Here is a 14,450-nt window from a genome sequence, read left to right on the forward strand (position 1 = left end):
AACGAAGGAAACCACGATGCAACGCGTTACCAAAGCCGTCTTCCCGGTCGCGGGTCTGGGAACCCGCTTTCTGCCGGCCACCAAGGCCAGCCCGAAGGAAATGCTGCCGGTGGTGGACAAGCCCCTGATCCAGTACGCCGTGGAAGAAGCCATGGCTGCCGGCATCACCGAGATGATCTTCGTGACGGGCCGCAGCAAGCGCGCCATCGAAGACCACTTCGACAAGGCCTACGAACTGGAAGCTGAACTCGAAGCCAAGCAAAAGACTGCGCTGCTGGAAGTCGTACGCTCGATCAAGCCGTCGCATGTGGATTGCTTTTACGTGCGCCAACCCGAAGCGCTGGGCCTGGGCCATGCCGTGGCATGCGCAGAAAAGCTGGTCGGCGATGCGCCCTTCGCGGTCATCCTGGCAGATGACTTGCTGGATGGCACCCCGCCCGTCATGAAGCAGATGGTCGACCTGTACGAACACTACAACTGCTCGGTGATCGGCGTGGAAGAGATCGACCGCGAGCAGAGCCGCTCGTACGGTGTGGTTGACGGCCGCCCGTGGGAAGAAGACGGCAGCGTGATCAAGATGTCGGGCATCATCGAAAAACCAACACCGGAGAATGCGCCGTCCAACCTGGGCGTGGTCGGCCGCTACATCCTTACGCCGCGCATCTTCGATCACATCCGCAACCTGAAGCCGGGTGCCGGCGGTGAGCTGCAACTGACGGACGCGATCCAATCGCTGCTGTCGGCCGAGCAGGTGCTGGCCTACCGCTACAAGGGTGTGCGTTACGACTGCGGCAGCAAGCTGGGCTATCTGAAAGCCACCGTGGAACTGGCGCTCAAGCACAAGGAAGTCGCGGACGAATTCCGCGCCTACCTCGCTGCGCGCGGCTAAGTCTCATCGGCCCATAGAAAAACCCGCGCAGCGCGAGCTGACGCGGGTTTTTTGTTGGCCGGAAAGCCGAAGCCTCAGCCGGCCACCAGGTACGCCCCCTTCTGATGTAGGCGTTTCAGCTTCTGTGTCTTATTGCGGTGCTGCCAGCGGCTTGATGGTGTTGTTCAGCAGGCTCCAGTACGAGCTGCTGCTGTACGGCAGCATCTGTTCTGCGTAGTTCCACCAGAAGTAGCCACCGATGAAGCGCGGGTCGGTCGCCATCGAGGTGGTACCCATCGGGTAGTACGACTTGATCAGGCTCTGCTGCACCGATTTCGGCGCCGACGTGCTCGACGTGCCGATCTCGCCAAAGCCCACCTTCGCCACCGGGAAGATGGATTCCAGCAGCTTGAAGTCGGCAGTCCAGTTCGGGCTCAGGCCCGGGCAATCCTGGTACGGGTAATAGCTGAACAGCGCATAGTCAGCACCTTGACGCACGCGCGCCGGCAGATAGGTCTGCGCCCAGGTCTGCCACGCATCCATCGGCAGTTGCCAGCAGTTGTTGCCCTTGCGATCGTCGTTGTAGTACAGCGTCACGGCGGTCAGACCACCGTTGGCCTTCACGATGTCGTGTGCTGCGGCCACCATGTTGCCAATGTCCTGCTCCTCTTGAGCGGCCACTGCATTCGGGCCGTTCGAGTCATTGCGCAGCCATTCGCCGTTGATCTCGTTGGCGATTTCCCACACGTCCACCACGTTCTTCAGCGTGCCCACCAGCTCGTTGGTACGTGCCGTGTAGGTTTGCAGATCGCTCGGGAAGTAGTACGAGTCCATGACCTCGCCCATCACATAGGCAACAGCATGGAGCTTGACGAGTGCCGGGTAGTACTGTGCAGCGGTCGTGCCCGGATCGAACACCACACGCACGGTCGGCTTGTACGGCAGATGCGTGAGCGATGCCACGATCGCGTTGATGTTGCTGACGTCGTCCAGCGTGACGCCGTAGATGGGTGCCTTCGGGCGCGTAGCCTGCGCCGAGGCGGTTTGCATACCCAGACCCGTCAGCGATGCTGCCGCCATCAGGCCCACCATGACGCGCCGGCTCGCGCGCGCCACGCTCTGTGCTGCTTTTGTGGTTTCCAACATTGTGATTTCTGTTCCCTCGGACGCAAAAACGTTACGCCCAGATTTCGATGGACAAGCGCCGTCCTACCTGTGCGGTATCTCGATGTGGTGTGACTCGGTTGGCACACTGAGCACCGAACGGGTGCGAGCGTCAGATGACGCCCCGGTCGGCGAATTGAATGCGCGATTGGAAGCTCAGCCGAGGTTATCGGCGGGCCGTGCGCTTATTTGAGGACTGGTACAGCTGGCGCGCGCTCACCCGGAATTCGAGGGAGAGGCGCGGCTTGACAAGATGAAAAGCCCTGCACTTCAGTTGATCGCTGACTGTGTTTCCCCCCGTCAGCGATCGATGGGGATCATACCCCATCCAGGTGACACGCCAATTAATATTACCGATCGCTAACGATTGGCGAAAGAAAAAAACCGCGGGCCATGCGTGCTCGCGGTCTCTTATATGTCTTGCTGGGCGCTTTAGTGCTGTGTTGCTGCGTTACTTGTGTCGATAGTTGATGCGACCCTTGGTGAGGTCGTACGGCGACATTTCCAGCTTTACGCGGTCACCCGCCAGGATACGGATGCGGTGCTTCTGCATCTTGCCCGACGCATATGCCCAGATTTCCACGCCGTTTTCCAGTTGCACGCGAAAACGATTGTCGGGCAGTGCTTCGGAGACCACCCCTTCAAATTCAATCAGTTCTTCCTTAGCCAAACTCGTTCCTTTGTATGCAGCACACGGCTGCGTCAATGGTTGCAATAAGTGTGATGACCCACCCGAACCACGCCGCACGCCTTGTGTAGTGGGCATGCAGCGGCATCGCCGCGATCATCGGCCCGCACAGCGGGCTTGGGGGGTACCGAGTTGCACCCAACGCAGGTTGCGCCCGCCAGTGGCACGCGCCTCGTTTCGTACGTTTAGTGCAAGCGAGGAATGGGTGGCGGTCGCAGAGAGCGCGCCGCCCGGCTCGACGCGGGGGGAACCCCGGTGCTGGACTCGGCTGCACGGGCCGTAACGGGCCCGGCGGCAAGCCGGATTCGCCTGCTATTCTATCACGGACAGGAGCTGTTCCGCTTCAGACCTTGTCAACGGCCAGCGACAGGTCCGGCACGTCGCCATCGATGATGCTTTCAGCAAAGCGCAAGGCAGCCACGCGCGCATCCCCCACATTGCTGAACTGTTGCTCCCCCGACAGGCGGAATACCTGGGTCTGCCCTGGCTCGGGCGACTCCCCTGCTCTGCAGATCATCACGGCGGCGTTGTAGCTGCGGTCCTCTCTGGCCTCGGGCCAGCGTGCCGTGCGCTCGTGCTGGAAAGCCAACGGATAGATGTCGAAGCCTTTGTATTGGCCCGCCGGCAAAGTGTCCATCGCAAATGCCCCTTCTTGAAGGTCGAGTGCTGTCCGACTATACACCCGTGCACTTTGCGTGGCGATGAAAGCGCTGCCAACCTTTGATCTACCTCCGCCGGAGGCTTGTACGCCTGCCCGATCTGCTCAGGCAAGCAGATCGAAACCCGGTCTTAAGAACTTTCAGGATGCCACCCCTCTTTCGTAGGGAGGCCTGTGCTAGCGTGCTGGCCGTGCGCTTCGCAAAGCTTTCACGCTTGCCGCAGCGCGTATGCAGGACCGCAGCATTTCACTAGGTCATCCCTCTCTCAAGACCAATCATGCGCATGTCTAACCCCGCTCTCGCACTCGCCTGCTCTGTGCTCATGCTCTCTTCCTGCGGAGGCGATGATGGCGGCACCTCTCTGCCCCTCCAATCCGTCATGGCCGCGACAACAACCACCTCAACCACCGCCAAGCCGCCAGCATCCGCCACGGCTATTGCCTTGTGCGGCGCAAACAGCGTATCGCCGCTCGCGGGCGTGCAAACGTGGATGTATCAGTTGCAGAACCTCCAAACCGACGCGCAGATCAACGCGCTTGATGCCCAGCCGTACGACATGGTCGTTGTCGAGGCCGGCAACACGGTCAAGGGCCAAGAGGCATTCAACACTGCCGGCATGGTGACGCGACTGCATACCAAGGCCGACGGCTCGCCGCGCAAGGTCATCGCCTACATCGACATCGGGCAGGCGGAAGACTTCCGCACCTACTGGACCACCGACTGGGAGCCACCGACCTCCACGGGCCCCGGTGTCCCCAACTTCATCCTGACCATCGACCCGGACGGTTGGGCGGGCGACTATCCGGTGGCCTATTGGGACCCGCGTTGGCAAGACCTGTGGCTGGGCCCCAACGGTGCAGTGGCGCAACTCGCCCGCGAAGGCTTTGACGGCGTCTACCTGGATTGGGTGGAGGGCTACACCAACGCGACAGTGGTTGCCGCTGCAAAGAAAGCCGGTGTGAATCCGGCCAGGGCCATGGTTGATTTCATTGCGAAGATCCGTGCCGCGGGCCGCGCCATCAACCCACAGTTTGCGGTGATCCAGCAGAACGCGCCGGAACTCATCGATGCCGTGGGCGCGGCACAACTGCTGCCCAACCTCGATGCCATCTCGCAGGAAGACACGTGGTTGGGCGGCGACGCGGGTGTGGCCTGGAGCGACCCGGCCGGCGGTGATCAAGCTCCACCTGCCGCAGACACCAAGTGGACCATCGAACAGTTGCAGAAGCACTGTGCGGGTGGCCTGCCGGTCTTCACGATCGACTACGCCCTGAAAACCGCCAACGCGCAGAAGGTCTACACCGCCTCTCGCAACCTGGGCTTCCGTCCGCTGGTGTCACGCATCGCACTGTCCAAGCCAACGACTACGCCGCCATGGAGCTATTGACGTTACCCTCTGCGTTCAACGCCCTCGCTGGCGCGTCGGCCAATGACGCAAACGGCAGGCCGACGTAGTTCTCGGCCAGCACGCGCGCCGCAGCCGGCGAGGTCGTCACGTATTCCAGCTCGGCGCGCTGCAGCCGCTGCATGAACGGCGTGTGGTCATCAAAGCGATGCAGCATCGACGTCATCCACCACGAGAAATGCTCCGCACGCCAGATGCGCTGCAGGCAACGCTCTGAATAGCCGGCCAGCTGTGTCGTATCGTTTTGCCCGTAACGCGCCGTGAGCGCCTGCGCCAGCACGCGCACGTCGGCCACGGCCAGGTTCATGCCCTTGGCACCGGTGGGCGGCACGATATGCGCTGCGTCACCCGCCAGGAACAGGCGGCCGTACTGCATCGTCTCGCACACAAAGCTGCGCATTGGGGTCACGCTCTTCTGCAGGATCGCGCCTTCCTTGAGATGCCAGCCGTCGTTGTTTTCCAGGCGCGTGTGGAGTTCATCCCAGATGCGTGCGTCGGACCATTCGGCGAGGTTCTCGTCAGGCTTGCATTGCAGATAGAGCCGCGTGATCTTGGGCGAACGCATGCTGAACAACGCGAAGCCACGGTCATGGCTTGCGTAGATCAGCTCTTCGGCTGCGGGCGCGGCCTCGGCCAGAATGCCCAGCCACGCAAACGGGTAGACGCGCTCGAACACGGCCTGCCGCTGCGCCGGGATCGCTGGCCGGCAGATGCCGTGAAAGCCATCACAGCCGGCGATGTAATCACACTGCAGCGTTTGCGGCACACCTTCGTGCATGAAGCGCACCGAGGGTGTGGCGGACTCGATGTCATGCACCGACACATCGCTCACATCGAACAGCAGCGGTGCGCCCTGCTCCACGCGTGCGGCAATCAGATCCTTCACCACCTCGTGCTGCCCATACACGGTGATGGAGCGCCCGCCTGACATCGTCGTCAGGTCCACACGATGCCGCTTGCCGCCAAACAGCAGGTCGATGCCGTGGTGCACCAGCCCTTCGCGTCCCATGCGCTCACCCACACCGGCTTCGTTGAGCAGGTCGACCGTGCCCTGCTCCAGCACGCCGGCACGGATGCGCTCTTCCACGTACGTGCGGCTCCTGGTTTCGAGGATGACCGCATCGATGCCGTTGCGATGCAGAAGCTGCCCGAGCAGCAGGCCCGCGGGGCCCGCGCCAATGATGGCGACCTGGGTGCGCATAGTGGTTGTCTCCAGACGGATTGAAATCGTTCTGGCAAGCATTGTTGGCCCGCACCCTGATATCGCACAATGCAATATCGGCGATAAACTTTATCGCCCATTCCGATAGTGTGAGTGCCATGTCCACGCTGCCCGACTTTGACCTGAACCTGCTGCCGATCCTGCTGGCACTGCACGACGCACGCAGCGTGAGCATGGCCGCACAGCAGCTCGGTATGAGCCAGCCTGGCGTGAGCACGGCGCTGGCCAAGCTGCGCACGGTGTTCGATGACCCGCTGTTCGTGCGCACCTCGCGCGGCATGGAGCCAACACCGCGTGCGCTGGCGCTCATTCCCGCCGCACGGGATGTGCTGGCCCGCGTACAGCAGGGCATTCTGGAGACGAGCGCGTTCGATCCGGCCACCACCACGCACCTGTTTTCGATTGCCCTGTCGGACGTGGGCGAGATGGTGTTCCTGCCCCGCATCATCGAGGCGGTGGCGCGAGAGGCACCAGGGGCGTCGGTGCAGTCCGTGTCGCTTCCACCGGCGCAGATCGAGCGTGCGCTCGAGACCGGCGCGCTCGATCTGGCCGTCGGCTACTTTCCTGACCTGAAGAAGAACAACTTCTTTCAGCAGCGGCTGTTCACGCACTACTTCACGTGCATCGTGCGAGCGGACCACCCGGTCACGCGTGGCGGCAACACCAAGCTGTCGATGGCGCAGTTCCTGGCGTACGGCCATGCCGTGGTGCGTGCGGAAGGACGCAGCCAGGAGTTGTACGAGCGCTTTCTGGAGCGCAAGCGCATCCGCCGGACACCGACACTACTCACGCCGCATTTCATGAGCATTCCGTTCATCCTGGCGCGCACGGACTTGATTGCCACGGTGCCGCATGCGGTGGGCCTGTCGTTCATGCAATCGCACGCCAACATCCGCGTGATGGAGCCACCGCTGGAGTTGCCCAGTTTCGACCTCAAGCAGCACTGGCACCGCAAGTTCCACAACGATGCGCGCAGCCAGTGGTTCCGTGCGCTGGTGGCATCGCTGTTCAACGACGAGGCCGACGAATGGCGCGAGCCCGGTCATGCACCGGCCAAGCGCAAGCACACCAAGTAGCGACCTTACGACGCGTGTTCACTATACGAACACTCGGTTGCAATGCGAACACGAAGCCTTTAGGATCGTCGCCACGCGCAGGCGACGCCACTGCCCGGAGTTTCCGGCCCACGCTTGCCGATCAACCTTTGGAGACCTTCATGAAACGTCGTGTGCTGCTGCTGACTGCCGTTGCTGGTGCGTTGATGACCGCGTTGCCCGCCTTCGCGGATGAGCCAATCAAGATCGGCCTGATCGCGCCCTTCTCCGGCCCCTTCGCCGACTATGGCAAGCAGATGGAAGACGGCATCAAGGCGTATCAGAAGCTGCATGGCACCACTGCCGGTGGGCGTCAGGTGCAGATCATCATGAAGGACACGACAGGCCCGGTGCCGGATGTCGCCAAGCGGCTCGCACAGGAATTGGTCGTACGTGACAAGGTCGACTTCCTTGCGGGCTTCGGCCTCACGCCGGAAGCGCTGGCCGTGACGCCCATCGCGCAGCAGGCCAAGAAGCCAATGGTGATCTTCAACGCTGCGTCGTCGTCCATCACCACCAAGTCGGATTACGTGACCCGCGTGTCGATGACGCTGCCGCAAGTCTCCGCGCCGATCGCCTCATGGGCACTGAAGAACGGCATCAAGCAGGTGGCGACCGTGGTGGCCGATTACGCGCCCGGCATCGACGCGGAAAACGCCTTCAAGCAGACCTTCACCGCAGGTGGCGGCCAGGTGGTGGAAGCCGTGCGCGTACCGCTGCGCAATCCGGAGTTCGCACCGTTCATCCAGCGCGTGAAGGACACCAAACCGCAGGCCGTGTTCGTCTTCCTGCCGGCCGGCGAGCAAGGCGTGGCGTTCATGAAGGGCTTCCGTGAACGCGGGCTGGCGCAGGCCGGCATCAAGGTCATCGCCACGGGTGACCTGACGGATGACCACGTGCTGCCGGCAATGGGCGACTCGACGCTGGGCGTGATCACGTCGTTCCACTACTCGGCGGCGCACGACTCGCCGCAGAACAAGACGTTCCTGAAGGCCTTTGCCGAGGCCAACCCCGGTGCGGGCCGCCCCAACTTCATGGCGGTGGCCGCGTACGACGGCATCGGCGCGATCTATGACGTGATCAACAAGCTCGGCGGCAAGATCGATGGGGAGAAGGCCATGGCCGCCTTCAAGGGCATGAAGATCGACAGCCCACGCGGACCGATCACCATCGACCCCGCCACCCGCGATGTGGTGCAGACGGTCTATATCCGCAAGGTAGAGAAAGTCGGCAACGAGCTGTACAACGTCGAGTTCGACAAGTTTTCCGACGTGAAGGACCCGGGCAAGTAAGCCGCATTCAGTCTTCCGCCTCAGGCGACTGCCACAAGCCGCTGCAAAAGCGGCTTGTCGGCAAGCAGATCGGCGCTGCTCGATGCGTGGACGATGCGCCCGCGATCGAGCACCAGTGCACGCTGCGTCAACTCCAGCGCCAGGCGCGCATGCTGCTCCACCACAATCACCGCCATGCCGCCCTCGTCCACCAGCGCGCGGATGGCGCGACCCAACTCCTGCACGATGATCGGCGCGAGACCTTCCATCGGCTCATCCAGCAACAGCAGTGCGGGATTCGTCATCAACGCGCGGGCGATGGCGACCATCTGCTGCTCGCCACCGGAGAGCTGGTTGCCGAGATTGCGGCGCCGCTCCTGCAGGCGCGGGAACGTCTTGTACACGCGCGCGACATCCCAGGCGCCGGGCCGTGCGACGGCGGTCAGATGTTCTTCCACCGTCAGCGACGGAAACATCCACCGCTCCTGCGGCACCCAGCCGAGGCCTGCCCGCGCGCGGCGGTGCGGTGCCACCTTGCCGATGTCCGTACCTTGCCAGCGGATGCGTCCACCATGCAGACGCGTGAAGCCCATCAGCGTGCTTAGCAGCGTGGTTTTGCCAACGCCATTACGGCCCAGCAGCGCAAGGCTGCCGCCCGCTTCCAGCGTGAATGACACATCATCGAGCACGATGGCGTTGCCATAGCCGGCGGTCACATTTTCAAACGCGAGCAACTCAGGCATGTTCAGCCTCCCCGAGGTAGACCTCGCGCACGCGTGGGTCGGCGGCAATCTCCTGCGGTGAGCCTTCGGTCAGCACGCGGCCGGCCACCAGCACGCTGATCCGCTCGGCAAAGCGGAAGACGAGGTTCATGTCGTGCTCGATGAAGAGGATGGTGATGTCGCGCGGCAGGCTGGCGATCACCTCGAACAGTTCAGCGCTCTCCCCCGCCGGGATGCCGGCGGCGGGCTCGTCAAGCAACAAGATGCGCGGCTGCGTGGCCAGCGCGAGCGCAATCTCCACCAGGCGCTGTTTGCCATACGGCAACGCATGCGTTTGTGCCAACGCATCGGCGCCAAGTTGCAGGCGGCACAGCAGCGCCATGGCTTCGTCGCACGCCTCCTTGTGTGCGGCAACCGTACGATGCCATTGCCACGCAACGCCCGTGCGCTCGAAGATGGCGAGCATCACGGATTCCAATACCGTCAGCCCCGGGAACAACGTGTTGATCTGGAACGTACGCGTGATGCCGCGCTTGACGCGCCGATGCGCGGGCAGGCGCGTGATGTCTTCATCACCCAGCAACACCTGTCCAGAGGTGGGCGCAAACGCGCCGGTCAACAGATTGATGAAGGTTGTCTTGCCTGCGCCGTTGGGGCCGATCAGCGCATGGCGCGCACCCGGCGCGAATGACAACGAGATATCCGAGTTGGCATGAAAGCCGCCCCAGCGCTTGGACAAACCGCGCGTGCTAAGCATTGGCGTGGGATGCATCGCCGGTGTGTTCATGCGGCACCTCCCTTGCGGGCACGCCAAGCCTTGATGGCGGAGACTGCCGCTTCCAGCCCACCCAGCAGACCACCGCGTGCAAACAGCACGATCACCATCAGCAGCAAGCCGATCCAGAACTGCCAGTAGACCGGGTTGATACCGGACAGCACGTCCTGCGCGACCATGAACACCGCCGCGCCGATCAGCGCGCCATACAGCCGGCCCGCGCCGCCCAGCACCAGCATGATCAGCAGCTCAGCCGAGCGCGAGAAGCCCAGCGAATCCAGCCCGACAAACTGCGTAGTCTGCGCGAGCAGCCCACCGGCGACACCGGCAATCGCGGCGCTTACCGTGAACGCAACCACTAGGCGCATGCGCACGTTGGCGCCAATCGCCGGCATCCGTTTGGGCCCCTGCTGAATGCCGCGCAGCGACAGCCCGAACGGCGAGCGCACCAGCCTGCGCAGCAGCACAAACACAACAAACAGCACGACAAGGCTGTAGACGTAGGCCGTGCGCCCCGCCAGGTCAAACTCGAAGGCACCGAGCAGGTTGTTCATGGTCACGCCTGAGAGCCCGTCGACGCCGCCTGTCAGGAACGCCATCTTGTTGGCCGCCTCATACAGCATCAGGCCGATACCGAGCGTGACCATCAACCGCGTCAGATCCTGCCCGCGCACGACGAGGAAGCTCACGCAGAAGCCCCCCAGCGCAGCGACGATGGCGGCGGCGCCTAACCCCGTCAACGGCTCCCCCCAACCGTGCGCCGCCAGTAGCCCAGCCGTGTAGGCACCCAGCCCGAAGAAGCCCGCATGCCCCAGCGACACAATGCCTGCGTAGCCGAGCACCAGGTCGAGCGACAGTGCAAACAGCCCCACGATCAGCACCTGGCTGCCGAAGACCAGGTAGTCCGGAAAGAGGAAGAACACCGCGATCGGCACGCACCAGAACGCCATCTCCAGCGCCGACCAGCGCCCATCGGGCAAGCCGTGCACCCGTGTGGACTCCGCGGGCTGTGAGGCACGCATCAACTGTTGCAGCATGCTCATGCGCGCCTCCCCAGCAGGCCGCTTGGAAACAGCACGAGCAGCACCACCATCAATCCGTAGATGACGAACGCGCCGATCTCCGGCACGTAGTACTTACCTGCCACGTCGAACACGCCCAGCACCAGCGCCGCCAGCAACGTCCCCTTGATGGAGCCCGCACCACCCACCGCAACCACGAGCAGGAAGTACACCATGTACTTGATCGGGAACGACGGATCGAGCCCGAGCACGTCGATGCCCAAGCCGCCACCCAAACCCGCCAACCCGGAACCCAGTGCAAACGTGACAGAGAACACCAGGCTCACGTTGATGCCCAGCCCGGCGGAGGCCTGCTGGTTGTCCACCGACGCCCGCACCTGTGCACCAAAGCGCGTGCGCTCGATCAGCCAGGCCAACAGTACCGTCAGCGCGATCACCACGCCGATCAAGAAGAGCCGGTAACGCCCAACCTCCAGCGCACTGCCGAATACGCTCAGTTGCCCGCGCAGCACCTCCGGCAACTCAACCGGCTGCTGCGCCGGTCCCCAGACATAGGTCGCCCCTGCCATCGCCATGAAAACGAGCGCAATGGAGAACAGCACCTGATCCAGCGGACTTGCACGATAGAGCCGCCGGTACAGCGTGCGCTCCAGCACAAACCCGATGGCCGCGGTGATGAGGGAAGCAATGGGCAGCGTCGCCAGGAACGGCACGCCGAGTCGGTTCATCAACACCACGCATACGTAGCCGCCCGCCATGGCAAACGCGCCGTGCGCGAGGTTGATGAAGTTCATCAGGCCCATCGTGACCGACAGGCCGATGCTAATCAGGAACAGCAGGCTGCCGTAGGCCAGCCCGTCAAACAACACACCCAATGCACTGAGCATGGGTCTCCTCCTTGGGTCTGTTCTGGCTCGGCGGCCAGTTTGCCCGGTCTGTGTTGCGTGGCGTCTCCCCCGAGACGAACTGTCCTACTTGCCGGCGGCCTCCGCGTCCATCTCGGCAAACACGGTCTGCGCGAGTTGGAAGGCGTGGTTGGCGGCCGGTACACCGCAATAGATAGCAGTCTGCAACAGTGTCTCCTGAATCTCGTCGCGTGTGACACCGTTATTGGAGGCGGCGCGCAGGTGCAGACGTAGCTCGCCGTCGCGGCCCAGCGCCACCATCATCGCGATCGTCAACAGGCTGCGCGTGTGGCGCGGCAAGCCGGGGCGCGTCCAGATCTCACCCCAGGCATAGCGCGTGATCAGGTCCTGAAACGGCGAGGTGAGGTCGGTCTGTGCGGCATTGGCACGGTCGACATGGGCATCGCCCAACACGGCGCGGCGCACCTGCATGCCGGCGGCATGGCGTTCGCGATCATCCATGGGCAGCCTCGTGTGCAACGCCCGTTGTGAGGAAGCTGACCAGTGCTTCGGTATAGCCGTCAGCCTGCTCCCAGTTGGCGAGGTGGCCGGCGGAAAGCTCCACATACTGCGCGCCCGGCACGCCATCGGCAATGAGCTTGGTCTGCGCGGCGGGCGTGGAAATATCGTGCGTACCGCCAATCACCAGCATCGGCACGCGAATGTTCGGCAGTTGCGCACGCAGGTCCGCATCGCGGATCGCACCGCAGTTGCCGTTGTAGCCAGCGTCGGGCGTGGACAACAGCATCGCCTTGACGATGTCGACGCGGCCCGGCGCGGCGTCGCGATAGCCCTGCGTGAACCAGCGCTCCAGCACCGTTTCGGTCACGCTGGCCATGCCGCCTTGCTCCACCTGGGCGATGCGCGTGTTCCAGCTTTGCTGCGTGCCGATCAGCGCCGCGGTGTTGCTCACCACCATGCGCGGGAAGCGCTCGCCGTGATACGCGGCCAGCCACAGACCGGTCAACCCGCCCATCGACAGGCCGCAGAACAGCGCGAGATCGATGTCGTAGTGATCCAGTAGCGCGAGCACATCGCCGCCAAGCTGCGCCACGCCGAACGGCGCTTCCGGCACGCTTGTCTGGCCGTGGCCCCGTTGGTCATAGCGCAGCACACGGAAATGCTTGCGCAATGCATCGAGCTGCGGCGCCCACATGCCGAGGTTGGTGCCCAGCGAGTTGGACAGCACCAGCACCGGCTTGCTCGTATCGTGGGGGTCGTCAAATTCGTGATACAGGCGGACGTTGTCGTGTTCGAGCCAGGGCATGGCGTCTCCGTAGATGTCTTGTTCAGGGGTGGCGGCGAGCGTGCTCGGCCAGCACGCGATCGACAGCGGCGCCCGCGTCGCCAAGGTAGTGTGTGGGATCGAGCAGCGCGTCGAGCCGTTGCGGCGTGGCGCTGCCCCAGATGCGCAGGACGTCAGCGTCTTGGGCCAGCGTGTCGCGCAGCGTTCGGTTGTCTTGTACGGCCTTGCGGCTGGCGGCTTCCACCACGTGGTGCGCTTGTAGGCGGCCAAGGTCTGCGCCGAGGGCCAGCATCACGGCTTCACCGAGGATCAGCCCGTGCGTGAGATCGAGATTGGCGCGCATGCGTGCCACATCGACGTGCAGGCCTTCGATGACCTCGCGCATGCGATCGAGTGCACCAGCAGTCAGGCACGCCATCTCGCGCAGCGTTGCCCACTGCGCCTGCCAACCGCCGAGCGCGCGTTCGTGCTCCTGCGGCAGCGCAGACAACAGCGTGCTCGCCAGTCCGGGCATGCGCGTGGCCGCAGCCAGCACCGTCGCACAGCCAACCGGGTTGCGCTTGTGCGGCATAGTGGAGGAGCCACCCTTCCCGGCGCCCGATGGCTCGGCAACTTCGCCCACCTCGGTCTGCATCATCAGCGAGAGATCACGCGCGAAATGTCCCAGCGTGCCAGTCAGCAGCGCGAGCGTCGTACCGATGTCGGCCACACGATCCTGCTCGCCATGCCACGACAGCGTGGGCAGCGGCAGATCAAGTTCATGCGCCAGCGCCTGCGCCACCGCACGGCCGTGCTCACCCAGGCTGGCGAGCGTGCCTGCGGCACCACCAAACTGCAGCGCCGGCACATGCGCACGCAGCGCGACAAAGCGATCCTGCGCGCGGTGCACCGCCTCCAACCAACCTGCGACCTTGCGGCCGAACGTTGTCGGCAGGGCCTGCTGCAGCCATGTGCGCGCCACCATCGGCGTGTTGCGATGGCGCTGCGCCAACGCGGCCAGCGCATCGGCCAGCTTCTGCAAATCCGCCTCGATCAACGCGGCCGATTGCTTCCATTGCAGCATCAGGCCGGTGTCGATGATGTCCTGGCTGGTGGCGCCCCAATGCACGTAGCGTGCAGCGTGTTCGTCGTGCAGCGCGACGGCGGCAGTTAGTTGCTTGACCAGTGGAATGGCCAGATTGCCCGCACTGGCAGCCGCATCGCCAAGTGCCTCCAGATCGAGCGTCGCTTTGGCGCATACCGCGCGAATCGGCGCGACGGCTTCCGCCGGAATCACGCCGACCGCACCTTCGGCCTGCGCAAGCGCCGCCTCTACGTCGAGCATCGCACGCACGGTGGCCGTATCGGACCACACCGCCAGCATGGCCGGCGTGGAGAAGGCGCGATCGAGCAATCCGCTGGTCATGGCC

At 63.7% G+C, this 14,450-nt stretch carries 15 protein-coding genes; 4 read left to right on the forward strand and 11 right to left on the reverse strand.

The window, feature by feature from the left end; genetic code table 11:
• Positions 1-16: 16 nt before the first annotated feature.
• Positions 17-889 carry a UTP--glucose-1-phosphate uridylyltransferase GalU gene (gene galU / locus C404_RS43795; protein ID WP_021195144.1) on the forward strand — a complete coding sequence of 291 codons (873 nt, stop codon included), beginning with the start codon at positions 17-19 and terminating at the stop codon, positions 887-889.
• Positions 890-1,018: 129 nt separating this feature from the next.
• Here galU and C404_RS43800 read toward each other — a convergent pair whose 3' ends face one another.
• From C404_RS43800 to C404_RS43810, 3 genes are all read right to left on the reverse strand, one after another.
• The gene (locus tag C404_RS43800; protein WP_021195145.1) at positions 1,019-2,014 is read right to left on the reverse strand and encodes a hypothetical protein; all 996 of its coding nucleotides are present in this window, start codon (positions 2,012-2,014) and stop codon (positions 1,019-1,021) included.
• A 469-nt stretch (positions 2,015-2,483) separates the two neighbouring features.
• Complete coding sequence (gene infA / locus C404_RS43805) at positions 2,484-2,702, reverse strand: translation initiation factor IF-1 (protein ID WP_004631109.1); 219 nt, start codon at positions 2,700-2,702, stop codon at positions 2,484-2,486.
• Positions 2,703-3,063: 361 nt separating this feature from the next.
• Positions 3,064-3,357, reverse strand: coding sequence for a hypothetical protein (locus C404_RS43810; RefSeq protein ID WP_031329431.1), 294 nt, complete (start codon positions 3,355-3,357; stop codon positions 3,064-3,066).
• A 299-nt stretch (positions 3,358-3,656) separates the two neighbouring features.
• Between C404_RS43810 and C404_RS43815 the strand changes: the two genes are divergently transcribed.
• The gene (locus C404_RS43815; protein ID WP_031329432.1) at positions 3,657-4,766 is read left to right on the forward strand and encodes an endo alpha-1,4 polygalactosaminidase; all 1,110 of its coding nucleotides are present in this window, start codon (positions 3,657-3,659) and stop codon (positions 4,764-4,766) included.
• On the opposite strand, the gene pobA is transcribed toward C404_RS43815, so the two are convergent.
• Positions 4,744-5,985 carry a 4-hydroxybenzoate 3-monooxygenase gene (gene pobA, locus C404_RS43820; RefSeq protein WP_021195148.1) on the reverse strand — a complete coding sequence of 414 codons (1,242 nt, stop codon included), beginning with the start codon at positions 5,983-5,985 and terminating at the stop codon, positions 4,744-4,746. The genes C404_RS43815 and pobA overlap by 23 nt on opposite strands.
• Before the next feature lie 119 nt (positions 5,986-6,104).
• On the opposite strand from pobA, the gene C404_RS43825 reads away from it, so the two are divergent.
• Both C404_RS43825 and C404_RS43830 read left to right on the forward strand, forming a co-directional pair.
• Positions 6,105-7,082, forward strand: coding sequence for a LysR family transcriptional regulator (locus tag C404_RS43825; protein ID WP_021195149.1), 978 nt, complete (start codon positions 6,105-6,107; stop codon positions 7,080-7,082).
• Between the two features lie 140 nt (positions 7,083-7,222).
• A complete protein-coding gene (locus C404_RS43830; RefSeq protein WP_021195150.1) occupies positions 7,223-8,392 on the forward strand; it encodes an ABC transporter substrate-binding protein in 1,170 nt (389 codons plus the stop codon).
• A gap of 20 nt (positions 8,393-8,412) precedes the next feature.
• Here C404_RS43830 and C404_RS43835 read toward each other — a convergent pair whose 3' ends face one another.
• The 7 genes from C404_RS43835 to C404_RS43865 form a co-directional block, all read right to left on the reverse strand.
• Complete coding sequence (locus C404_RS43835) at positions 8,413-9,114, reverse strand: ABC transporter ATP-binding protein (RefSeq protein ID WP_021195151.1); 702 nt, start codon at positions 9,112-9,114, stop codon at positions 8,413-8,415.
• Entirely contained in the window at positions 9,107-9,880 is a 774-nt protein-coding gene (locus C404_RS43840; protein ID WP_021195152.1) for an ABC transporter ATP-binding protein, read from the reverse strand. The genes C404_RS43835 and C404_RS43840 overlap by 8 nt, the downstream gene beginning before the upstream one ends.
• On the reverse strand, positions 9,877-10,911 hold the full coding sequence (locus C404_RS43845; RefSeq protein ID WP_021195153.1) for a branched-chain amino acid ABC transporter permease: 1,035 nt from the start codon (positions 10,909-10,911) through the stop codon (positions 9,877-9,879). The genes C404_RS43840 and C404_RS43845 overlap by 4 nt, the downstream gene beginning before the upstream one ends.
• Positions 10,908-11,777 (reverse strand): branched-chain amino acid ABC transporter permease, encoded by an 870-nt coding sequence (locus C404_RS43850; protein WP_021195154.1) that lies wholly within the window; start codon positions 11,775-11,777, stop codon positions 10,908-10,910. The genes C404_RS43845 and C404_RS43850 overlap by 4 nt, the downstream gene beginning before the upstream one ends.
• A gap of 84 nt (positions 11,778-11,861) precedes the next feature.
• Positions 11,862-12,257, reverse strand: coding sequence for a 4-carboxymuconolactone decarboxylase (gene pcaC, locus C404_RS43855; protein ID WP_021195155.1), 396 nt, complete (start codon positions 12,255-12,257; stop codon positions 11,862-11,864).
• Positions 12,250-13,062, reverse strand: coding sequence for a 3-oxoadipate enol-lactonase (pcaD, locus tag C404_RS43860; RefSeq protein WP_031329434.1), 813 nt, complete (start codon positions 13,060-13,062; stop codon positions 12,250-12,252). Before pcaD ends, pcaC begins: the two co-directional genes overlap by 8 nt.
• Before the next feature lie 22 nt (positions 13,063-13,084).
• A complete protein-coding gene (locus C404_RS43865) occupies positions 13,085-14,446 on the reverse strand; it encodes a 3-carboxy-cis,cis-muconate cycloisomerase (protein ID WP_021195157.1) in 1,362 nt (453 codons plus the stop codon).
• Positions 14,447-14,450 lie beyond the last annotated feature (4 nt).

The sequence above is a fragment of the Ralstonia sp. AU12-08 genome (assembly GCF_000442475.1).
Classification (GTDB): Bacteria; Pseudomonadota; Gammaproteobacteria; order Burkholderiales; family Burkholderiaceae; genus Ralstonia; species Ralstonia insidiosa.

What these genes read in the sequence shown, in the direction of transcription:
- C404_RS43830 (WP_021195150.1), top strand. Translation starts at nt 7,223, where the DNA reads ATGAAACGTCGTGTGCTGCTGCTGACTGCCGTTGCTGGTGCGTTGATG.
- C404_RS43800 (WP_021195145.1), bottom strand. Translation starts at nt 2,014, where the DNA reads ATGTTGGAAACCACAAAAGCAGCACAGAGCGTGGCGCGCGCGAGCCGG.
- C404_RS43845 (WP_021195153.1), bottom strand. Translation starts at nt 10,911, where the DNA reads ATGAGCATGCTGCAACAGTTGATGCGTGCCTCACAGCCCGCGGAGTCC.
- C404_RS43815 (WP_031329432.1), top strand. Translation starts at nt 3,657, where the DNA reads ATGCGCATGTCTAACCCCGCTCTCGCACTCGCCTGCTCTGTGCTCATG.
- C404_RS43850 (WP_021195154.1), bottom strand. Translation starts at nt 11,777, where the DNA reads ATGCTCAGTGCATTGGGTGTGTTGTTTGACGGGCTGGCCTACGGCAGC.
- pobA (WP_021195148.1), bottom strand. Translation starts at nt 5,985, where the DNA reads ATGCGCACCCAGGTCGCCATCATTGGCGCGGGCCCCGCGGGCCTGCTG.
- C404_RS43810 (WP_031329431.1), bottom strand. Translation starts at nt 3,357, where the DNA reads ATGGACACTTTGCCGGCGGGCCAATACAAAGGCTTCGACATCTATCCG.
- C404_RS43835 (WP_021195151.1), bottom strand. Translation starts at nt 9,114, where the DNA reads ATGCCTGAGTTGCTCGCGTTTGAAAATGTGACCGCCGGCTATGGCAAC.
- galU (WP_021195144.1), top strand. Translation starts at nt 17, where the DNA reads ATGCAACGCGTTACCAAAGCCGTCTTCCCGGTCGCGGGTCTGGGAACC.
- pcaD (WP_031329434.1), bottom strand. Translation starts at nt 13,062, where the DNA reads ATGCCCTGGCTCGAACACGACAACGTCCGCCTGTATCACGAATTTGAC.
- C404_RS43825 (WP_021195149.1), top strand. Translation starts at nt 6,105, where the DNA reads ATGTCCACGCTGCCCGACTTTGACCTGAACCTGCTGCCGATCCTGCTG.
- pcaC (WP_021195155.1), bottom strand. Translation starts at nt 12,257, where the DNA reads ATGGATGATCGCGAACGCCATGCCGCCGGCATGCAGGTGCGCCGCGCC.
- C404_RS43865 (WP_021195157.1), bottom strand. Translation starts at nt 14,446, where the DNA reads ATGACCAGCGGATTGCTCGATCGCGCCTTCTCCACGCCGGCCATGCTG.
- C404_RS43840 (WP_021195152.1), bottom strand. Translation starts at nt 9,880, where the DNA reads ATGAACACACCGGCGATGCATCCCACGCCAATGCTTAGCACGCGCGGT.